We start from the raw sequence: 22,474 nt of genomic DNA, 5'->3' as shown, positions 1-22,474 counted from the left end.
TTGTTTTTGGAAGTTCTTGCACTTCTGTTTCAACTAACAATGACACAAAGTATCTGCCAGAAGGGTTCCGTCTAACTGTAGCATTTACAATACGTCCCTTTACTTCGCGACTCTTGGCAAATCGAACAAGACCTAGTTTCGGCAACTTTATCTTTTTTCCTACAATGGAAATGTTTTCATTTGTTTGTTTTGTGGTGTAAGATTGTACGTTGTTTTTCTTAGATTTGAAACGCGGGGCACTAGTTTGTTTTTTGAAAAAGCGTGTATAAGCATCCGCAAGGTTGCGAACAGACGACTGAATCGCAATACTATCCACTTCTTTGAGCCAAACAAACTCTTTCTTCATGGCAGGAAGTTTGGCAGAGCATGTACCATATGTCAAACCTTTCCCTGTCTCTTTGTATGCGTTATCCCATAGAGATAGGAAATGATTGAATACAAAACGAGAACAGCCAATCGTTTTATTAATTAGGGTTGCTTGTGTTTTATTTGGATAGATACGAAATTTATATGCTTTATTAATCATCATTCATTTCACCTCCATTTCGGCATGTGTCTATTATATAACAAACATACATTCGATAGATAGTGAAGTAACAGTTTATGTATGTCGAACAATTAAGATGGCTTTCTGCCATCTCTTGTCCGAAGCCAATTCATCTCCCACCTACTCACTTCGCGTTCCTTGAGGAAGGAGTCTTCTTGGCTAAAATGATAAAGATGGTGTACATATGAGATTAACAAGTGAATGTGTAGAGTCTAACACTTGAGATATTGAACTTGCAATTATGTGAGTTAATAACTGAAAGGAGAACTTATAACATGACATTGACAGATCTCCTTTATCAATGGTTTTAAATAGAAGAAAAATCGTTAATAAATCTAGTTGAATACGAAGGTCTCTTTATTAAACTAAAATGTTCATATCAAACCATATGATATGAAAAGAGCAATGATTTTTGTATGTTTTATACACACTGTACATATACACTTTATATATAGAACTTGCATATAAGTTGTATAGAAATGAAATATGTTAAATATGTTGATATGAAATTGATATAGTAGCCACAAAACCTTTATTTTAAAGGGTTTATATATACGGCTTATATATAAAGTTTATGAATAGAGCGTATGGATGCTTTGTGAAGTGTTTTAACATGAAATGTTTGTAATTTGATATTTTTTATAAAGGATTATTCAAAAGAATGTCAAATTAAATATTAAATTTATAGTTTTATAGAAGGTATTGTTAATTATATGAAACCTGAAATTGATATATATTATATACAGCGTACATGTACGCTGTATATATTCGTGTTTATATATCAACATTTTAACTAACTTTAATACTTGTACGCTTTATATGTAAGTTCTATATATAATCACTTGATATACGTCTTATATTAATGTAATATATTCGTAGGAATAATTAACCAACGTTTTAAGGGGGAGGAAACTTGAACGAGGTATTGAGCGAAAAGTATAAAGTAATTAAATTTCCTGCTGAAGTTGTGAACATGTTTGCAGACATTCTTGAAGAGGACGAAATACTTTATAATGTATTTCATTACATAGGATCTGAGGTAAATAAACAATACCAAGAGACGAAATATATGAGAGGCATCTCAATAAATGAAATAGTAGGTAATGTTGTAATTGATAGGAGAGTTAAGAAATTAAAGGGAAAATCATACTCATTAGAGGTTGAACGAACCAATATATCAAGAAGATCAGCTGAAGTAAGTGTTAGTACATTATCTTCAATGTCATTAATAACTGAAAAAATTATGCACCCTTATAAATTTTTAATCTCAACAATTAGAGGGCAGCAGGTGTTAATTGAACTTGGAAAACGTAAAGAAACGAATAGATAAGAAAAAGGAGAGATAAAATAATGGCGAAGAACTTTCTGAAAAACGAAGTAGCAGTAAAAATGACAATGGTTGGTTTTGGTCAAGCCGGAACTAGAATGGTAGATAAATTTGCTGAATATAAGCATACGGATGGAACATCTGTGTACAACTGTCTTGCTTTAAATAGTAACGATGGTGATTTAGCCGAATTAAAAAATGTGCCTAAAAGTAACCAAGTATCACTAAAATTAGGCGGACTAGGAAAGAATCCAGAACGTGCTGTAAAAGTACTAGAATCAAATGATGAAGCGAAAGAAAAGTTAAAAGAATTCATCACAGAGCGTGTAAGACCAACAGATGAATTGGTACTATTTTTTGCTGGATTAGGCGGTGGAACAGGTACTTCTACAATCATTAAAGCAATTGAAGAATTCTCGGCTTTTCATAATAAACCTATAATCGCTGAAGAACTTAAAAGTATGGCAATGAAAATTTCTAGAGAGGAATTAATAGCAAATCAACAAAAGTATGCAAGAATTGCATTCAATAATGCAATTGAGCGTAAAGATTTTATTAAAATGGGTATTGTTGTGACACTCCCTGTAAGAGCCGATGGGCCTGATGTACTAAGACAAGTAAATAAATTCTCTCAAGAGATTTGGAAGTTAGCAAATGAACCAGCAAAAGGTGTTGCATTCGTTGTTTTCGCGGATAACCAACATTTCTATGATGAATTTAAGGGATTAAACGAAAATGAGAAAAAAGGTATTGCTAATTCACGAGACTATGCTAATCAGCGCATTGGTGAAATCATCCATGAATTAAATACAGCTTCTAATGGCGCAGGAACATCTGTTATTTTAGATTCTCAGGACTTTAAACGTATTTTATTAGAGAAAACTGGCTGTCTAGTTATTAATAAAATTTCTCGAAATATGAATCAAATTGAAAATAGTAAAGAAATAGTAGATATGTTCTCAGAATCGTTGAAAGGAAGCTCTTTCCACCCTCCTATAGAATTAATGAAAAAGAACGATGATGGTGAGTTGGAGGCTTCTAAGGTGCATCATTTTGGAATGCTTGCAATTCTAGACGAACAAAAGAATATCGATGATTCATTTATGGATGATGCAAAAGTAGAAGTTACGAATACATTACCAATCAACGGTACGGTATTTAATGGGTATTTAATTAGTAAAAACGATTTTATGGGCAGTGTGTATACGTTCTATAAAACTGATGCATTACCGTCCCGTTTGTCTAAAGGTTTAGTTGAAGAATTCAATGAATTTAAAGAGAAGCAAAATCAAATTCAGTTTAAAAAATCTCAAATTAGTACAATTGAAATGCAAGATCAAGACGATGATTTCAGTATTAATTTTGGTGATTACATCGATATGGGAACTAGTAATGAGGAACCATCAGCAGATGCTGAGAATGATGAAGAATTAGCTGCATTTATGGATCCAGACAAAATGTTTGGTACATCAAAATAAAAAAAGAGGTCTGGGAATATCCCGGGCCTCTTTTTTATTCTGATGTCATAATAGATTGCATATACTCTATCATATTTTCGTTTAAATAATTCTCTATAAAAAGGTGTTTTTTTGCTAGATCTTCCTCTTTTTTAAACCAACCAACTTTTTTCACACGCTCTTCCTCAGGCTTTTCATTCCAGAGTTTTTCAGCTTGTCTTCTTAACTCTTTACGAGCTCTATGTTCAATTATTATGTTATCAAGTCTCTCTTGTCTTTGACGTTCTTTCATAGCAATTGGATCTTCAGGTTGAGGCAATGCTTTTAATACATTTTCAAATTTCTCTTGGAATTGTATTTCGATGTTTTGTAAATGTGCTTGAACTTTTTGTTCCACCAATTTTTCAATTGTCTCAGCTGCGTCTTGAAAATCAATTTGAGATAATACTTCATTAGAGTGGTTTTCAGGAGATACTGGCCTTAGTTCGAATTGATGCGGCAAAAGTTCGATTATGGCATCTAAAGACCACTTTTCATCCCTTTTCTGTTTTATGAAAAGAGCTATATTTAAATCCAATGAATTATATAGCTTTTCATTTGTATTATTGGTTCTAAGTGTCCCGTGCAATCCCTTCTCTTCTAACGTATTGAACCAATTATAAACAGTATTATGGTGTCTACCTACTAACTTAGAAAACTCTGTTATTCGCCAGGCTTTTTCAAAAGCGTCTTCGTGTAATGAGTTCTCATCATCTACCATGGTTTGTTCTGATTGATTTTCCTGCTTAATCATAATATTACCTCCTTAACAGTATGTAATTGTGCTGATAAATGACATTAACATGAAATATGAGATTGATATGTTAAGTGTTTTTCGACGATATTAATAGGAATCCCTTCCTTATCTAGTATTAACATGAAAGATAACATTAACATGTTACATTCAAAGTGTTAACAGCACATTAACAAAGTGCGGTTTATTCCCGCTAAATGTTAATGTTTTGTTAACTGGGACTTAAAATGCATCAATGTTATATAGGATTAATTAGGTAACTTTGCCCCCTATATCCTTATAAATTGTTGCTATGAGATTGACATTTTTATTCACTTAATATTAATGATAAGTAAATATAACCGATTTGTAAATAAATTATGAGGATATAGCATTGAACTTTCAAAAATAATAGGTATAAATATGATAAAAAGAGTCCATATTATTAATAATTGTAGTATGAGCCTGTTTTATTCATAACACTTGAGAGTATAGAACGGATATCTGTTTGACTAATAGAGGCAGTGTCTCTTTTTAACTGATCCCAAGACTAGTAAAGCAATTTTCGATAATAACTATTATAGGTCTCTATATGAACGTTAAATTCTAATTAGATGACTGTATAGGATAGTTAATTTATTGGTTGTTAGTCGTTTGAAACACTATAAAGTACTATTCGCTTTGTTGATTAGCTTCAATGATTATTTTGTAAGTGTAAATCACAAAGAAAAAGCTGTTACTAATAGGATCTATGCGTCCTTTATTAATTGTAAATAATATTCAATCGTTGTGAACCTGGTATATTAATAGCGCTACTAATAAGGATCTACATCAATCAACGTTTTGTTAATGTCTTGTCATCGATAGAATTAAGTATGGTTGATATAAGATTAACAAGTGTGTTGTTCTAAGTATTAACATGTTAATGTTTCTTGATATGTCAATCACATTTCTAGTACGTATGCGGACCTGTTTCTGTAGAATGTCAATCTTATGTCAATACTCGTAGAGATAATTTCTTTAATTAAAACATTGTTCCTTCAATTACATACCCAAGAGTGGATTTAAAACTTCTAAAGCTTATATTACAAAGTGATTTTTCTCAAATTAAGATAGTATTCTATTGATATGAATTCACTATAATGGACAGTAATTTGCTTGATAGTCTGCATTTTTTAATAATTTTCAGCGCGGAATTTCTAGCGATTTATAAAGCGTGGTTCTTAACTAGTGTGGATTTTCGCATTTTAATTCTCATCCTAATAAAGTTGTAGTTTTATAGATCTGTTGTTAATGTCTTGTCTTTATTAAAACCAATGATAGTTAACATAACATTGATATTTTTTATTCTCTGAGGATTAACATGTTAATGTCTGTTGATATGTCAATCCCATTCTCGGTATGTATTTAGATCCTACTTCGCGAAATGTTAATGTCATATCGATACTCCATGAGAAGAATTTCTTTATATGAAGTACTAAATCTTCAATTATGCATCTAATGGTAAATCGGGAATCTCTAAGTTGCATGTTACAAAGTAATTCTGATATTACTTTATTAAATACAATCAGATACACTGGATGTAATTTTACTTTACAGTCTATATGTTCTATTAATCTTCCGCTCGAAATTCTCTTATCAATATATAAAGAATGTTTCTTTATATATTGATAAGGAATCATTCTTTATATATTGAGGGTTTTTAAATGCTTTGGATTTTTGTATTTCAATTCTCATTCTAGTAAACCTATGATTTATCGATGTATTGTTAGTAATAGTAAGGGGAGTTGACATGAGGTTAACATTTTAATTCTTCCTAATGTCAACATGTTAATGTTTGTTGATATGTTAATCTCATTTCTTGTCTGTATTTCAATTCGATTTTGCAATATGTTAATCTCGTGTTAATATCCTTTAGGGGGAATTTCTTTGTATGAAGTACTAATTCTTCAATATTTATACCGATTGTACAGCTTTTAGAGTAATAGTATCAGTATGTCCAAGATTTAAAGATTACTTACATGTATTTTGAAGTTTTTGTACCTGAACCGTTTATACTATTTGTAGGATTTTCCGCTTTTTTGTCGAATATACTTAATGCAAGGAGGGACATTACATGATTATTAAAGACTATTTCATCAATCTTTCTATTTTTTCTTTACTTGTTAGCGCAGCAATATTTATTCAAGTGTTTACGATTCATTCCAGGCGATATTTTGAAAAATTCTATGGGGGAATCATCGCAGTTACTTTGATGTTCTTTTCGTTTCCGTACATGGGATTTTCCTACGATCTCCGGGCTGTTCCTCTTATTCTTTCTTTTATTTACTTTGGTCGCATTGCTGGTTGGATTACATTAATTAGTATTATTATAATGCGCATCTTTTACATTGGTGGGTATTGGGAACCACCTGTGATGGCTTATTTCGGTATGGGTATTCTATTTACTATTTTTAAAACTTATTTCAAAAGCCTTCATCCATTTAAAAGTGCACCTCTATACTTTTCTGTTTTTGTGGGTATGAAGTGGTTAGTAGGTGTATTCTTTATTACTACAGTGCTATACACTCCAGGCTTAGTATTTATAGCTTTAGGACTTTTAATCGGTGTTTTTCTTATGGAAGCTTACCAAAGATTATATTACTTAACACAGGACTTATCTAAAATGAATCAAAAATTAAAAAAATCGAAGCAAGAACTCAAAGATACCGTACATGAGCTTCAAGGAGGTATCTTTAAATTCAAAAAAATGGATAAACATTTTATACACACTTTGTGTGATGGACAGTTTTATTATCAAAACGGAATTTATTCTGAACGGGTGGTAGGAAAAAGCTTACGTACTATTGATGCTTCTATTATTCCTCCCCATTTAGTTCCACAATTAATGAAGTATTATCTTCAGGCGTGGGAAGGGAAAGAAATTATTTTTGAATTACCCTGGCCGAATGATAAAACTATTATTCTTATTGCGCTTAGACCGATTAAACGAAATGGACAAGTTATGGAAGTTGTTGGTTCTACAGTCGATATAACCGAAAGGAAAAAGGTAGAATCCGAATTAAGGGCAACTAAAGAATTACTGGAATCATTTATAAAACATAATGTAGATGCGATTACCATATCTGATCGGGAGGGACATATTTTACAAGCTAATAAAGCTTATGAAAAGATATTTGGTTGGTCATCACACGAAATCATAGGTAAAAGATTACCTTGTGTGCCTGATTTCTTAATGGATGAATCACTTGGAAATATCCAGAAAATTCTAACAGGAGAATCCGTAGTTACGAGATTAGAAACAGTTAGACAACGTAACGATGGAAGCCTTCTTGATGTCAGTCTGACAGTTTCACCTATTCTAGATGTAAGGGGAAATGTGATAGCTTTATCTGCAATATGTAGGGACATTTCCGAAAGAAAACAAGCAGAAAGAGAACGGCAACGATTACATCAACAATTAAGAGATAGTGAAATGAAATATCGTGCACTAATTGAACAAGCAACTGATGCAGTATATGTTGTAGAGTTGAATGAGGATCAATTTCCAAGTCGATTTATTGAGGTAAATCCTGTTGGGTGTAACAGATTTGGATATAGTAGAGAAGAGCTTCTCTCGATGCCATTCCCCAATAATGTACCACAAGATTCTCCAATTATCATACAGTTGTTAGAAAAAATTAGAGAGGGACAGACTTCTTTCACTTTGCAAGATGAACATATTTTTCCAACCGGAAAAACAATAACAACCGAGTTTAGTGTCCGTATTTTTAACTTGAATGGCAAAAAAGTTTTCTTAAGTATCTCTCGTGATATCACTGAACGGTTAAAAACAGAAGAATTATTACGAAAATCTGAAAAACTCGCTGTCGTAGGACAATTAGCCACTGCAATAGCTCATGAAATTAATAATCCATTAACCGCAATGAAAGGGTTTATGCAATTACTAAAATCAACAGAAAATGAGAATAATCAGGGGTATATAAATATAGTATCATCAGAGATTGAGCGTATAGAAAGTATTACGAATGAATTTATGGCGGTAGCCAAACCACAGGTGGTAAAGATACAACCTAATGATATTAGTGTGCTAACTGATCAAGTTTTATTGATACTGCAACCTCAAGCAATGATGAATAATATACAAATTAGAACAGATTATACACCTGGTATTCCATTGATTCCATGTGAAGGAAATCAATTAAAACAAGTATTTGTTAATATTTTAAAAAATGCAATTGAATCCATGCCAATGGGAGGAGAAATTCTGATTCAAATTGATAAACTTGATAATGATCAAATAAGCATTCGTTTTATCGATCAAGGGTGTGGGATCCCAAAAGAACGTATACCATATCTAGGAGAACCTTTTTACAGTATTAAGGAAGAGGGGATTGGCTTAGGATTAATGATTTGTTATAAAATTATCGAAACACATCAAGGAAAGGTATTTATTGAGAGTGAAGTAAATAAAGGAACAACAGTTGAAGTTACTCTCCCTATTTGTACAATTCAAAAGTAATACCTTTCTTTACAGATTTTCCGAACGGGAAAGCCCATCCCCTTTAGGGGTGGGAGTGTCAATAACTGCTCTTTTTTAGTTTCCTGAATAGCTCCTACTATACTGTACATGGTTTTGATACAAAAATTCTAAGACTCTTGCAAGTAATCTCCTGAACTTGGATTAGATATTGCAGAATTATTGATTGAAATGCACAAGGAAGAACGTGTTGTGAGGGATCGCGCAGACGGCAAGCAGGGAAGTCAATTTTGGATTACGCTTCCCATCGTATCAGAAAAAAATAGGACGGCTGAAAGACTTTTGTAACATTTATGTTATAAAAGTGAAAGACCTTCTTGCTAACATACTACTAAACAGTATGTTACAGGAGGTTTTTTACTTTATGAAAAGAAAATATGTCTGGTTTATAGGTGGTTTGATAATTGTAATGGGGATTTTATGGTCATTGTTCCGACCAGAGAAATTATTTATTGATAAGCACGTGAATGAAGCATTGCCACAAACAGAGGTACAATCAATTGAAGCAAAGCAACAAAGTGATCGAGTAATAAGTGAAGGACAGTTTCAAAACGGTGTCCATGAAACAACTGGAACGGCAAAAATTCATCAATTAGCAGATGGAAAACGTGTTTTAAGACTTTCTAATTTTGCAACATCTAATGGGCCGGATGTGCGAGTTGTATTAGTTCCTACGAATCGTTTGAAAAATAATGAAGACGTGAAAAACTATCCGTATATTGAATTGGGAAAATTAAAGGGAAATAAAGGAGACCAAAACTACGAAATTCCTGAAGGGGTAGATGTAAGTGTATATGGTTTAGTTTCTATTTGGTGTAAGAGATTTAATGAAAACTTTGGTGCTGTTTATTTTAAAAAATAAATATGAACATAAAAGTGAGTTTGTGTAACACAAGTATAATTCTATAGAGAAAGAAGGTAATTAATATAGATTAGAAGATTTTTCATACCAATTCCATTATGCGGAATTGGTATTTTTATTGCTCAATATTTCCAGTTTGTTACCTTACAACTGTGTTTATGGAATTTCTTTTCTAAACGGACCTCCAGAACTGTTTATAAACAGTTCTGGAGGTCCGTTTCAAATTAACTTTCTTATCATAATATGAACTTATTCATCAATATACACTGGGGAGTTGAAGAATATGGTTTTTTTAATTAAATCATATACGACGGCCGAATGATCACTATTCACAAGGTACATTGAAAGATAGGACTGAAAAGCGGAATTTTTTGCTATCAAATTGGTATCAGTGAATTACCTATATGCGGTGCCATTCTGACATTGGCACTTATCCAAAAATAGGGAGATTTAGGGCCTTCACTATTTTGGCTTCCATGGGGAATAGCATTTGGGCTAACGACTATCGCTTACTATCAAAGAAGGCGAGGACAGTGTAAATATTGTAGAAGGTTTTAGCATTATTACTTTTTAATAAAAGGAGTTGTTCATTCACGATGTCAAATAATGAGAAAAAAAGCGAAACCGGAATTCATACTTTTAGATGGTTATCATTATGGCCCAAATGGATTGGGTATACGGCGGTTGTTTGGTCGTTGATGTATTTGATATTAGGTCAGTATTGGGCCTTGGGAGGAAAGGGTTTTCCATTTGGAATCGGAGATCCACAATCTGAATACTCAATGCTAGCTGGTCTGAGGCCTGAAACCGGTGCACCTATAATGGTTGGATTTGGATTAATGGGAGTCATTGTAGCTGTCATGATGATTCGTGGCTGGGGCAAGGGACTTTTACGAATAGTATTACTTATGTTTGTGTATATGTTAGTAGCAATTCTATTATTTGCAGTTATTGACTACCGTGTCTTGGCGTCAGCAGCATATGGATTTATCTTTTTGATTGGAGCACCATTTGATTTTCCGCATGGAGTGAATTTTTTTGAGCAGATGATGTACTGGACGATTGTAAATCAATATATTAGTATGCTAGGAGCATTTCTATGGAGTGCGACTGCTTTAGTATATCAACGCCAAACACGAGATGCTTGTCCGTATTGTGGCCGAAATAGTAATCCCTCTAAATGGACATCACAATCCTCAGCAGCATCTTGGGGGAAATGGTGCACTTACATTGCCATTATAATTCCTATCTGTTATTCCATAACAAGATGGTGTTGGACGATGGGCATTCCACTGGGAACTACCAAAGAATTACTTGAATCTTTTGAACGTGATTCACCTGGAATTTGGTTAATGGGTGCGTCCTTGGCTACCGTAGCTCTCGGAGGAACAATTCTTACGTTAGGGCTTATTCAGCCCTGGGGAGAAATTTATCCGCGCTGGTTTCCATTTATTGCTGGTAGGCGTGTACCTCTTTCATTAGCGATTATTCCTGCTTCACTGGTTTCCATTATGGTTACTTCAGCCGGTTTGATGTACATCCGGGGGTTTATTAATAAAGGGGGTCTAGATCATAGGGGATGGGCATTGGAAGGTCCAGAGTTATTATGGCCAATTTGGGGAGTGGCTCTGTTTGGTGCTACGATTGCTTACTATTATCGGAGGCGTGGTACGTGTAAATATTGCAAACAGGTTATAAAGTGAAACTTTAATCAGTGCGGGAGCATACTGTCCTCGAACAGCAGGTTAAATACTGAGTTACAGGAAAACAAAAATCTTTTATTACCTAATTTTGAAGATAAAAAGAAAAAGCACAAACCGGATGGATAGTAATATTAAAAAATAAACAAAAAGAGAAGAACCCACCAATGTTCTTCTCTCTTTTTATGTGTAATTAGGGTTTCCATAACTGCAGATATGGATGGTGTAAATTAATGGATGAATAATTTACTCTTAAAATTATAACAGAACAAATAAACGATTAAACTTTATTTCAAATCCACACGTATATCGTGCAGTAGATTCAGAGGCTAATACAATTGATTTTTATCTAAGTAAATCAGGAGATAAACAAGCAGCCAAGCGCTTTTTTATATGTTTCTAACTAACATTTTTGCACCAGATCCCACAATAGTATAGTATTTTACAAAGTTTACCCGTACTCTTCAAATTTTTAAAAACTTTGCAACAGAACCTAAAAACTTATCCGTAGATAGGTAGGTTTCTTGTTTATATTTATCTTATCTTTGAGGATATTTTTCCAGAGTAGCCCCTCATAATCAGAATCGTTTCCGTACGCCCTATTGATTTACTTCTTTTGCTACAAGGGCAGCATATGCTTCTGCACCGGCTTTCGTTAAATGTATGCCATCCGGTTCAAAGTATGCCGTATTTCCGGCACTTGCTGAATGCCAATCGACTAACACCACATTTTTGTAAGTTGATGCTGCTTCTTTTAACTTCTACGTTGTTATTGAAAGTATTAATGAAGATGATGACTTTGTTTTTGAAGATAGAAAAGTTAAGCACCCATAATGAATGATTTGTTCTTTATTATATATAAATTACAGAATGAATAATAATCTGTTAAAATTAAACAAAAAAGTATATGAGAAATTGCAGGTGAGAAACTTTGGATTTAATTCGAAAATTAACTCGTATTTATGGCTTAGGGATTTGTTGTGGGTTGTGGAGTAAAGCTGAAGTAATTCAATGGTGTGATAAATTGATTGAAGCAAGTGACAGTCCGCCATATGAAATAATTGAGATATCCTTAATGTCTAACGCAAAGATAGATGATATTAAAGGGAAGTTATTTGAGTTTAGTAGCACAGTTGATGAAGAATACACTGTTAAATTAACTCTTTCCGTCATCCATAAAAAACTAAAAAAACAAGAACTGACGATTGAAGAATCAATTAAATGTACCACCAGACTTTTAGTTAACAGGGGGTTGTATTGGGAAGCTAAATATTTTGATTTATATAGTCTGGATGATAGCTATGACTTAGCTAAAGATGGTGTTCATTTTGATTTAAGCGAGGTTATTAATACATATATTGAAACGTTAGGCGTTTACAGTAAGTATTTTAGGGGATTTGAAAAGCTGTATTTTAAAGTAATGAAAAATGAGTGGGTTAGATAACAAGAATTGAAGAAACATTATTTAGTAACAAGAAGGCTTGTCCGTAATCATATTAATAATGCAATGCAAAAGCTAGGGTTAAAGGACGTTCACAAGCAGTTGTTGAACTTCTTCGTATGGGAGAACTTGAGTTATAATAGATAAAGCCGACTTTTGTATAAAAGGTCGGTTATTTTTCTGTTTATATTTTGAAGTGAACCTTTAAAGCGGGAAAAGGTTCTTGAACTTAAAAAAGCAGTTATCTCAGATTTTGAGATAGAAGATATGAAGAAAGGGGAAAATCCATTATTGCGTGGTTTTGTAAAAACTTATCGGATGGTACTTATTTAGAATTGGATAAGCCATCGGGTACAGTGAAGAAAATCTATAATGATTGTAATACAATGCTTGAGGAAGCATTAAAAATAACCCTCCTTTAATATGGTGAGATATTCAAGATAGATATCTTTGAAATTCATGAATAAGAAGGTGCAAATATGAAGTTGTATTTTAAAGATATTGAGATAGGTGAAATTAAAGATGTTTTTGTAGATATGCCATGGATGTATGGAACAATCCGTTTATATGAGAATAGCAAAACGTTTCAAAAATATTTTCGCGAGATGGTAAACGAAGATAGTGCGTTTAACTTTGAAAGTATTGACCCTGAATTTCTGGATGACGAAAATTGGTCTGTTTTTGATGAGAGTGAGAAACAGTATTTGGGAATTGATATTCCTGCTATTCATATGGAAGATACAACAATTGCATATCGTTGGAGATAAGAACTATGATCTTTTGCTAGTGGTTAAAGGACATTCACAAGCAGTAGTTGAGCTTCTTCGTATGGGAGAACTCGAACTATAAGAAAGAAGCCGACTTTTATACGAAGAGTAGGCTGTTTTTCTGTTAATCTTTTGAAGAAGCTGTATTTTCCAAAGAAACTTTAAAATAATAGTATAAAATGCTTGATAAATTGAAAGGGAAATATGAAAGGGTTGATTTTTAATGCATATACTAAAAAAATTAAATGAGATTTTTGTATTAGAAACCCAGGAGCCGCCAGCAACTAAAGAAGCCATTCAAGAATTAAAAAACTTTTCCTCAATAGATGTACCTTTTGATTATTTAGAGGTAATTCAACATAGTACTAATGCAGAATTTAATGTGAATAATGAAATATATATACGCATTTGGGGTCCAGCTGACTGTATAGAGATAAATGAAGCACATAATATTCAAAAGTATATACCAAATTCATTGGCAATTGGTGATGATGAAGGTGGAAAATCATTATTATATGCAGATGGGAATGAAGGATTTGGACTGTATATAGTGGATTTTGGAGATTTAGATATTGAAGAAGCAATTAAAATATCCCATTCATTAAAAACGATGTTAGTAGACGGCATGGGAGTAGAAGAATTATTGTCATAGTCTATCTAAATGTTTGTTCAAGTGGTGGAATATAACTTCTGCTAGCAGACCTGATCAGCATCAAGTTGGTATTCACAGATCAGGAAGTCCAGTTATAGAAATTTTCCCAGGCAGATAGATTTTTTAAATGGAATACAATAATGCAACGACTCTTAAGTGACGACATTGAAATTTATTTTGTAGGAAGTTCTAGACTTGTGAAACAGTGGGAAAAGCTGTTTGTTGGATGTTATTATTACCAGCATATGAAGAAGAGCATCTAACTCAAAATAGAATAAAAAAACCTGTACGGGGAGGCACAGGTGTCAAATAAGGGATATTTCGTTATGTAATTCATATTTTATCAGAGCTTCATTGAGAATGATAGTAAAATAGGTTGAATATTCAGTTAATTTTGTTGAGAAATAAAAAACGTACCATTGGGAGACAGAACGTTTTAGAGAAGCAAATAAAAAAATCATCTACATTAATTCTACCATACTGGTTCTCTCTATAAAAGGAACCCTAAGACTAGTGGTATGACAATATATTGGATTATTTAATGATTGCTGTTTTTTTGCTAGGCAAACGGGCCATATTCTGGAGTTAAAAGTAGATAGTTCAACTTGGAATTGTAAGTTAACTAATTACTACTGCATTATCAAATAAGGTTATAAGGATAAAAAATTTAAGTTTAATAGGAGAGGAATTTAACGAATTCCCCGAAAAAATTCTCCTTTCTCAAGCGTGTGAAGGGCGTAGCCCAACGGTAGGTGGGAGATGAATTTCGGTTTGGCGTAGCCAAAAAGTGCGTAACTGTGCTTTTTATTTTCTCTATGATACAATCAGTCTTATAAGATAAAAAGGTTGGTATATAAATGAAATTAGACAGCAATAATCATTCAGTGTTCTTGTTGTATTATCATCTTGTATTGGTCGTGAAATACAGAAGAAATGTGTTTGATGATGATATGTCAGATTATGCAAAAGACATGTTTATCAGGTTATCCGAGAATTACAACATAACACTGGTAGAGTGGAATCATGATGTAGACCATGTTCATATTTTGTTCAAGGCACATCCGAATACAGAAATGACAAAATTCATCAATGCTTATAAGAGTGCAAGTTCTCGACTAATCAAGAGAGACTTTCCACAAGTGAAAAAGAAACTTTGGAAAGAGATGTTTTGGTCAAGAAGTTTTTGCTTACTAACTACTGGTGGTTCTCCAATAGATGTAGTAAAGAAATATATTGAAAATCAAGGTGAAAAGTGAGGTGAAATGATATGACAAAGCATAATAAAGCATATAAATTCCGTTTGTATCCAACAGAAGAACAAGCATATCTTATGCGTAAAACCTTCGGTTGTGTACGTTTCGTGTATAACAGAATGTTAGCTGAACGGAAAGAAGCGTACGAAAAATACAAAGATGATAAGGAACAACTAAAGAAACAAAAGCTTCCAACACCTGCGAAATATAAAGCAGAATTTGAGTGGTTAAAAGAAGTTGATTCATTAGCTTTGGCAAATGCTCAACTAAACTTGCAAACTGCCTATAAGAATTTCTTTAGTGGTCAAAATGACTTTCCAACATACAAAAGTAAAAAAGACAGAAAGTCTTATACAACGAATGTAGTAAACGGAAATATTATGTTGCTAAATGGTCATATCAAATTACCAAAACTGAAAATGGTACGTATCAAACAGCATAGAGAGATACCACAAGATTATATGATCAAGTCATGTACGATTTCTATGACACCTACTGGTAAATACTATGTGTCCATCTTGACTGAATACGAAAAAGAGATTGTACAAAAAGAAGTAGAAACAGTTGTTGGATTAGACTTTGCGATGGATGGATTATATGTTAGTTCTGAGGGTGAGAAAGCCAATTATCCTAAGTTCTATCGTAAAATGTTAGACCGATTAGCAAAGGCACAACGAGTATTAGCAAGACGAAATAAAGGTTCTGAGCGTTGGAATAAACAACGTATTCGTGTAGCTAAGTTACATGAGAAAGTAGCTAACCAACGTAAGAATTACCTTCATCATGAGTCTAAAGAGTTGGCTACTAATTTTGATGTTGTAGCTATTGAAGACCTAAACATGAAAGGAATGTCGCAAGCACTTCATTTTGGAAAAAGTGTCGCTGACAATAGTTGGGGAATGTTCACTTCTTTTTTAGCTTATAAACTATACGAACAAGGAAAACAATTTATGAAAATAGACAAATGGTTTCCTTCCACAAAAACATGTAGCAGTTGTGGAAATGTAAAAAATATGTCATTGTCTGAACGAGTATATTCTTGCATATGCGGTGTAAATCTCGATAGAGATTATAACGCAGCTATCAATATCAAAAATGAAGCAATACGCCTATTAGCGTTAGCATAAATAGCAATAAAATAACCTTTGGAACAAGGGAGTTAGCTCGGCTGTCTTAGGACGAATTCGTTAGCTATCAAAAGTAACGACTAACCGAGAAGCCCCCACTTCAAACAGTCCGTTAGGACGTTAAGTGGCGGGTGGTTCACTCGCAACTTTACTCCTAGGATTTCTTATTAATAGTTTCCTTGAAGAGATTTTTTATAGGGTTTGGTTGCAAACACGTTTGGAATTATTACTAGGTACCTGGCCGGCGATTCTTCTTACCTCGCTCTTATGGGCGAGCTGGCATATTGCAATACATGGCTCTGGTCATTGGGGGACTGATACGGCCACGGTCATTACGAACCTTGGTATCGTAGGTCTATTCCTTGGATATTTGTGGGCGCGTTATCGCAAAGTGTGGGTAATTATTATTGTACATGGATTCATTAATGCACATCCACAGCAACTACTTGAGATCTTGTTTAATTAAACGGCGCTATTGGTGAGTGGAACTTTGATTTTAATATTTAAAACTTATATATACATGTTACAATGAAGTCCTCCAATTTATTTTATTCTCCTATTTAGAATTTATGGTTTAGTAATCCAATAAAACAAAAGCGGTTGTAGCAAATAGATAAATGAATGAATGAACTGAAGCGGTTAGAGTGGTTAAAAGGCTGTTAAGTATAATTATCCAAAGAATAAATGCACTTAGTTAAGTTTTAGAGAGTTTATTATGGTAAGGATTTCATCTAATTTAAAATTATAATTATCTCCCTTTTTTATCCTGTATATGAAATAAAGTTTATTGAGCTGACTAGCAGGGTAATAAAATACTTTTAGAGAAATATGGTTTATTAAAGTATTACTAAAAAGGAAGGATGATTCTACATGATAGGAACTGATAGTAAAAAACAGGAAATTTTAAAAGCTTACCAGTTCAGACATGCTTGCAAGGTATTTGACACCAAAAAAAAGATTTCGGATGAAGATTTTCACTTTATTTTGGAGACAGGTAGATTGTCTCCAAGTTCAGTTGGTTTGGAGCCGTGGAAGTTTGTCGTAATCCAGGATGAAGCGCTTCGTGAAAAATTAAAATCTGTATCTGGCGGTGCCCAGGGACAACTTCCTACTGCCAGCCATTTTGTAATTATATTGGCAAGAAGCAAAGAAGGCTTAAGGCATGATTCCGCTCACGTGATCAAAATGATGAAAGACATTCATCATATGCCTGAAGAAGTTGTGCAAAATCTTTCTGGTTTTTACAAATCCTTCGTTGAAACAGAGCTGGAAGATAATGACCGCCTCGTTTTTGAATGGGCAAGTAAACAAACATATATAGCATTAGGAAACATGATGACAGCTGCGGCTCAGATTGGTATTGATTCCTGTCCGATAGAAGGTTTTGATAAAAAACAGGTGAACGCTATTTTGCAAAACGAGGGTATCATTGACGGCAACGATTTCGGTGTAGCCTGTATGGTCGCTTTCGGATATAGGAAAGAGGATCCCAAACGTCCAAAAACAAGACAAAATCTCGATGAAATTGTTGCGTGGCGATAAAACTGTAGATGATGTTTCTCAGCATTAAGGGCGCGATTGTAGAGCAACACAAGCAGAAAATGATTTAACTTTTTATAAAAAAAATTCACTAGCAACACACAACCCAAACATTTTGAACAAACTTTTTTCAAAATGTTTGGGTTTCTTCTGTTGGAAAATCACTTGTTGTAACATGCTTTGTTCAAACTTTATATTATATAATCTTTAATTTTATATATGAAATTAAAGGTAATATAAAATGATGAAAGCAAGTAAATACTTCTAAATCTATCTTGCAAAAGGATATATCTACGCATACATATGCCATAGGTACGTCCTTTTTTCGTTGTTTATAAGTCCCTGAAAAAAGAGAGGGGAAAGATATATTGCGTACGAGTGAAAATGAAACTCCTAAGAGTATCATTGGTGAAATTTTATATTATGTTAATGCGCTTTTTTTAAATACTTTACTTTTAGCTTGATGGTTGTATAGGAATAGAATTTTTAAACTGTATTGTAAATCAGCAGTTGAAACTGGTAACTATCTACTGTTAGGACGTTTAAAGGTGGTCGAGGCATGTGCCAAATAATTTGTACATTGTCAAATTATTTATACACATTCGAATTATTTGTGTATATTTTATTCTACAGTATGGATGAAAAACGGTTCTTTATTCACTTAAATAACATTGGCATAGTTTTTGCTTGTATAAATTTAAGGAAGGAGGATTGAATGTAAGAAATCTGTATTAGTAATAGTAAAAAACAAGCTACTATTGCATCATTGATCTTACTTGTATTTATAGCGAAACTGTAAATACATACAAATAAGAATGTTCCGCTTTTAAAATTCTGAATTTTCTTTTAATTATTAGGGGGTAACAGTATGGTTAAATATTCAAGAATTTCTAAACTGATTGTTGGTGTTGGACTCGTGACAATATCATGTAGTGGTTTACAAATTCAAGCAGAGACAAAAGAAAAAAATGTGAAGAACGTATTACAAATGGAGCCGGTAGGATTAAGGAAATCCGTTGATGAGTTAGCGCACCCTTCGAACGTACAAGAAAATGGATCATTTACTAAACGTTTAAAGTTAGCAGATTTATCGCAGCGTCCACCGATGCCAAATGAGAATGCTAAACAGCTTGTTGAAGAAAAGAAATATTCAATGGCTGAATTAAATCAATTAAGCAACAAGCAATTGACCGATCTTCTGGTTACGATTCAATGGTATCAAATTCCGGAGTTATTTCAGTTTAATAATGATAGTCTCAAATTCTATCAAGATGATAGCCGTATGCAGGCAATTATTGCTAAGCTAGCAGAACAAGGACAAGCCTATACGAAAGATGACTCAAAAGGAATTGAGACATTAGTAGAAGTTTTACGCTCAGGTTTTTATTTAGGTTTTTATCATCAAGAATTAAGTAAACTAAGTGAACGTGTCTATCATGATAAATGTTTGCCAGCTTTAAAAACAATTGCGAAGAACCCGAATTTTAAACTTGGTACAACAGAACAAAATACAGTAATTTCGTCTTATGGGATGTTAATTGGAGGGGCGTCAGCTGATGTAGAAGTTATTCAATATGCAGGTGAAATCTTTAAACAATATAACGATAATCTTTCTACGTTTATTGAAGATCGAACTAAAGGCGATGCTGTATATAATTTGATGAAAGAAGTTGATTATGAAGTTCAATCGTATATGAATGCTACAGGAAAAGAACCAAAAGATATGCTGTGGTATGGAAAAATTGATGGCTTTATTAATGAGATAAATCGTTTTGCACTAATAGGTACAGTAACAGACAAAAACGGATGGCTAATTAATAATGGTATTTACTATGCTAGTCGTTTTGGCAAGTTTTATAGTACACCAACAAAAGGACAGCAAGTTGTTACAGAAGCAATGGGGATATATCCATATTTAGGGCAACAATATTTTGTTGCAGCAGAACAAATTGCTACTAATTACGGCGGGATAGATGCAAATGGAAAAACGGTAAATTTAGATCAAATTCGAGAAGATGGTAAGAAACATTATTTGCCAAAAACATATACATTTGATGATGGGGCTATTGTCTTTAAAGCGGGAGATAAAGTTAGCGAAGAAAAAATTAAACGTTTATATTGGGCAGCAAAAGAAGTACGATCTCAATATTATCGTACAGTTGGTAGTGATAAACCACTTGAAAGTGGACATGCTGATGATGTGTTAACAATGGTTATTTATAATAGTCCGGATGAATATCAATTTAACCGTCAACTATACGGCTATGAAACAAATAATGGTGGAATTTATATTGAAGGAACAGGAACCTTCTTTACATATGAACGTACACCACAGCAGAGTATTTATAGTTTGGAAGAATTGTTTCGTCACGAATTTACACACTATTTACAGGGCAGATACGAAGTTCCGGGATTATGGGGTCAAGGAGAAATGTATCAAAATGAACGCTTAACATGGTTTGAAGAAGGAAATGCGGAGTTTTTTGCAGGCTCAACGCGATTAGACAGCGTAGTACCGCGAAAAAGTATCATTGGTGGATTGTCTAATGATCCTTCGAAACGTTACACAGCAGCGCAAACATTAAATGCAAAATACGGAACGTGGGATTTTTATAATTACTCGTTTGCATTGCAATCGTATATGTATAATAACCGTCCTGATATGTTCGATAAAGTGCATGATTTAATTCGTACAAATAATGTTCCAGGTTACGATGCGTACCGTTCTACATTAAGTAAAGATAATAAATTAAATGAAGAATATCAAACTTACATGCAAATGCTGATAGATAATCGTGATAAGTATACAATTCCGCAAGTATCAGATGATTATGTAGCACAGCACAATCCAAAACCGCTTTCAGATGTTGCGTCAGATATCACCAATGAAGCGAAGTTAAAAAATGTGAAGGTAACAAAGAATAAATCACAATTCTTTAATACCTTCACACTACAAGGAACATATACAGGAAGTGCGGCAAAAGGGGAGAATGAGGATTGGAAAGTGATGAACCAAGCAACAAATGATATGCTGAAGCATCTTGCAGAAAAAGAGTGGAGCGGATACAAAACATTAACTGCTTATTTTGTAAATTACCGTGTCAATGCCGCTGGACAATTTGAATATGATGTTGTGTTTAGCGGAGTGAATACAGAAGAAGGTACTGCTGTAGAAAAAGAACCGAATAATTCATTTGATGCAGCGAATCCATTATCTTTGAACGCGTTATTAAGAGGAAACTTAAGTGATCAAGATCAAGTTGACAGATTTGTTATCGATGTAAAGGACCCAAAAGATTTACAAATTACCGTTACGAACGAACAAAACCTTGGACTGAACTGGGTGTTATATTCTGAATCAGATCTAAATAATTATGTAACTTATGCAACAAAACGCGATGGAAACAAATTGCTTGGAAATTATAATGCGAAGCCAGGGAAATATTACTTAAGTGTATATAAATATGGCGGTGGAACAGGGAATTATACTGTAGAAGTAAAATAATTATAAGTAGTCGTTTTTAGACAAATAGATGCCCCTAGGCATCTATTTGTCTTTTTTTAATGAAATGATGATGTATATACAAAAGATAAACTCCAATACCTTCTCTTAAAAAATCAAGGATTTTATACTAGGGTTTATTTCATATGCAAATTTTTAAATAGTTCATATCAAATCTTTAGTAAACAGAAAAAAATCTAGTTGAATGGATTCTTACTTAATCTTAGCTTGATGGCTATGGGGTTCCAGCACAGCACTATCAAGCTAAGAAATGTAAATACCCCCAAAACGAGAAAATTTACATTTTTTTGTTTTGGAGTAGTTTTTCGAAAAAACAACAGCAAAAATCTCTCGATATTGGAGCATCCCAAAAATAATCGGTTTTGGGATACTAATTTACAGCAATTCATAAATGATTCAAAAGGTCTATGTATTTTTGAAGTACTGCAAAATATTATCTCGAACTTTTTGACACATTGTTTTTCATAGAAATTACACCACATTAAAAGGTGTACCTTTTGAAGTGTCTTACTCTTTGTTTAGAACTATACAAATCAGTTTATTACTGATTAACACACTTTTGTGAATTAAAAAAATTTAAATGCAGAATAGTTTTTTGAGTAAATATTAAGAAAATGTGAACAATTTAAATAAATAGAAAATATAAACTATTTTATATATTGAAAAAATATGGAAATGTGATGCCATAAAGTCATATAAGGTAACATTTGGATTTAATTCCTAATCGTTCCTTAAGCTTATTGATATAGGAGGTGATTGTCAAAATGAATTACACTTCGCCAACTATTAAACCAGTAAGTTCTAAAGGTTCAGCAGATTGTGCATGTGGCCTATTAATTGGAAATGGAAGTAGCTAATAACGGATTGAAAAATTAATAAGAAATCTAAACAAAGGAGGGATTCTAATGAATTACACTTCGCCGACTATTAAGCAGGTAAGTTCTAAAGGTTCAGCAGGTTGTACTTG

14 protein-coding genes and 6 pseudogenes are annotated in these 22,474 nt (G+C 33.2%); 17 read left to right on the top strand and 3 right to left on the bottom strand.

Annotation, left to right across the window (positions count from 1 at the left end; all coding sequences use genetic code 11):
* Window positions 1-529 (bottom strand): RNA-guided endonuclease TnpB family protein (locus tag B5P40_RS31535; protein ID WP_142936381.1); only part of this gene is annotated, 529 nt, incomplete at its 3' end.
* A 931-nt stretch (window positions 530-1,460) separates the two neighbouring features.
* On the opposite strand from B5P40_RS31535, the gene B5P40_RS31530 reads away from it, so the two are divergent.
* Both B5P40_RS31530 and B5P40_RS31525 read left to right on the top strand, forming a co-directional pair.
* A complete protein-coding gene (locus B5P40_RS31530; protein WP_002144332.1) occupies window positions 1,461-1,877 on the top strand; it encodes a hypothetical protein in 417 nt (138 codons plus the stop codon).
* 20 nt (window positions 1,878-1,897) lie between these two features.
* Window positions 1,898-3,352, top strand: coding sequence for an FtsZ/tubulin family protein (locus tag B5P40_RS31525; RefSeq protein ID WP_002144330.1), 1,455 nt, complete (start codon window positions 1,898-1,900; stop codon window positions 3,350-3,352).
* A gap of 34 nt (window positions 3,353-3,386) precedes the next feature.
* Here the strand turns inward: B5P40_RS31525 and B5P40_RS31520 are convergent, their stop codons facing one another.
* Entirely contained in the window at window positions 3,387-4,124 is a 738-nt protein-coding gene (locus B5P40_RS31520; protein ID WP_012259894.1) for a terminase gpP N-terminus-related DNA-binding protein, read from the bottom strand.
* A 2,095-nt stretch (window positions 4,125-6,219) separates the two neighbouring features.
* Here B5P40_RS31520 and B5P40_RS31510 point away from each other — a divergent pair.
* The 5 genes and pseudogenes from B5P40_RS31510 to B5P40_RS31490 all read left to right on the top strand — a co-directional run.
* A complete protein-coding gene (locus tag B5P40_RS31510) occupies window positions 6,220-8,625 on the top strand; it encodes a PAS domain S-box protein (RefSeq protein ID WP_113710507.1) in 2,406 nt (801 codons plus the stop codon).
* A gap of 156 nt (window positions 8,626-8,781) precedes the next feature.
* Window positions 8,782-8,931, top strand: a pseudogene (locus B5P40_RS33930) (sensor histidine kinase); the annotation flags it as partial.
* A gap of 76 nt (window positions 8,932-9,007) precedes the next feature.
* Window positions 9,008-9,505: a DM13 domain-containing protein gene (locus tag B5P40_RS31500; RefSeq protein ID WP_063225858.1), complete on the top strand. Its 498-nt coding sequence runs from the start codon at window positions 9,008-9,010 to the stop codon at window positions 9,503-9,505.
* Window positions 9,506-10,101: 596 nt separating this feature from the next.
* Window positions 10,102-11,208 (top strand): hypothetical protein, encoded by a 1,107-nt coding sequence (locus B5P40_RS31495; protein ID WP_113710506.1) that lies wholly within the window; start codon window positions 10,102-10,104, stop codon window positions 11,206-11,208.
* A gap of 298 nt (window positions 11,209-11,506) precedes the next feature.
* Window positions 11,507-11,596 (top strand): annotated as a pseudogene (locus B5P40_RS31490) (DDE-type integrase/transposase/recombinase); the annotation flags it as partial.
* Between the two features lie 208 nt (window positions 11,597-11,804).
* Here the strand turns inward: B5P40_RS31490 and B5P40_RS31485 are convergent.
* A pseudogene (locus B5P40_RS31485) lies at window positions 11,805-11,966 on the bottom strand (acyltransferase family protein); the annotation flags it as partial.
* Window positions 11,967-12,136: 170 nt separating this feature from the next.
* Between B5P40_RS31485 and B5P40_RS31480 the strand changes: the two are divergent.
* The 10 genes and pseudogenes from B5P40_RS31480 (at window position 12,137) to B5P40_RS31430 (ending at window position 21,489) form a co-directional block, all read left to right on the top strand.
* Entirely contained in the window at window positions 12,137-12,649 is a 513-nt protein-coding gene (locus B5P40_RS31480; RefSeq protein ID WP_113710505.1) for a protein kinase, read from the top strand.
* Between the two features lie 36 nt (window positions 12,650-12,685).
* Window positions 12,686-12,786, top strand: a pseudogene (locus tag B5P40_RS31475) (hypothetical protein); the annotation flags it as partial.
* 138 nt (window positions 12,787-12,924) lie between these two features.
* Window positions 12,925-13,068, top strand: a pseudogene (locus tag B5P40_RS31470) (YrhA family protein); the annotation flags it as partial.
* 57 nt (window positions 13,069-13,125) lie between these two features.
* On the top strand, window positions 13,126-13,413 hold the full coding sequence (locus B5P40_RS31465) for a hypothetical protein (protein ID WP_113710504.1): 288 nt from the start codon (window positions 13,126-13,128) through the stop codon (window positions 13,411-13,413).
* A 223-nt stretch (window positions 13,414-13,636) separates the two neighbouring features.
* Window positions 13,637-14,065, top strand: a complete 429-nt coding sequence (locus B5P40_RS31460) for an SMI1/KNR4 family protein (RefSeq protein ID WP_078177176.1) — start codon at window positions 13,637-13,639, stop codon at window positions 14,063-14,065.
* Window positions 14,066-14,922: 857 nt separating this feature from the next.
* The gene (tnpA, locus tag B5P40_RS31450) at window positions 14,923-15,321 is read left to right on the top strand and encodes an IS200/IS605 family transposase (protein ID WP_085313153.1); all 399 of its coding nucleotides are present in this window, start codon (window positions 14,923-14,925) and stop codon (window positions 15,319-15,321) included.
* Window positions 15,322-15,332: 11 nt separating this feature from the next.
* Window positions 15,333-16,445 (top strand): RNA-guided endonuclease TnpB family protein, encoded by a 1,113-nt coding sequence (locus B5P40_RS31445; protein WP_113710503.1) that lies wholly within the window; start codon window positions 15,333-15,335, stop codon window positions 16,443-16,445.
* Window positions 16,446-16,593: 148 nt separating this feature from the next.
* Window positions 16,594-16,911, top strand: a pseudogene (locus B5P40_RS31440) (CPBP family intramembrane glutamic endopeptidase); the annotation flags it as partial.
* 404 nt (window positions 16,912-17,315) lie between these two features.
* The gene (locus B5P40_RS31435) at window positions 17,316-17,987 is read left to right on the top strand and encodes an NAD(P)H-dependent oxidoreductase (RefSeq protein WP_033728725.1); all 672 of its coding nucleotides are present in this window, start codon (window positions 17,316-17,318) and stop codon (window positions 17,985-17,987) included.
* Between the two features lie 865 nt (window positions 17,988-18,852).
* Complete coding sequence (locus tag B5P40_RS31430; protein WP_113710502.1) at window positions 18,853-21,489, top strand: collagenase ColA; 2,637 nt, start codon at window positions 18,853-18,855, stop codon at window positions 21,487-21,489.
* Window positions 21,490-22,474: the final 985 nt, after the last annotated feature.

Origin of the sequence: Bacillus sp. SRB_8 (assembly GCF_003264205.1) — a bacterium.
In the GTDB taxonomy this organism is placed as follows: Bacteria; Bacillota; Bacilli; order Bacillales; family Bacillaceae_G; genus Bacillus_A; species Bacillus_A mycoides.
This window is presented reverse-complemented; position numbering and strand designations above follow the sequence as displayed.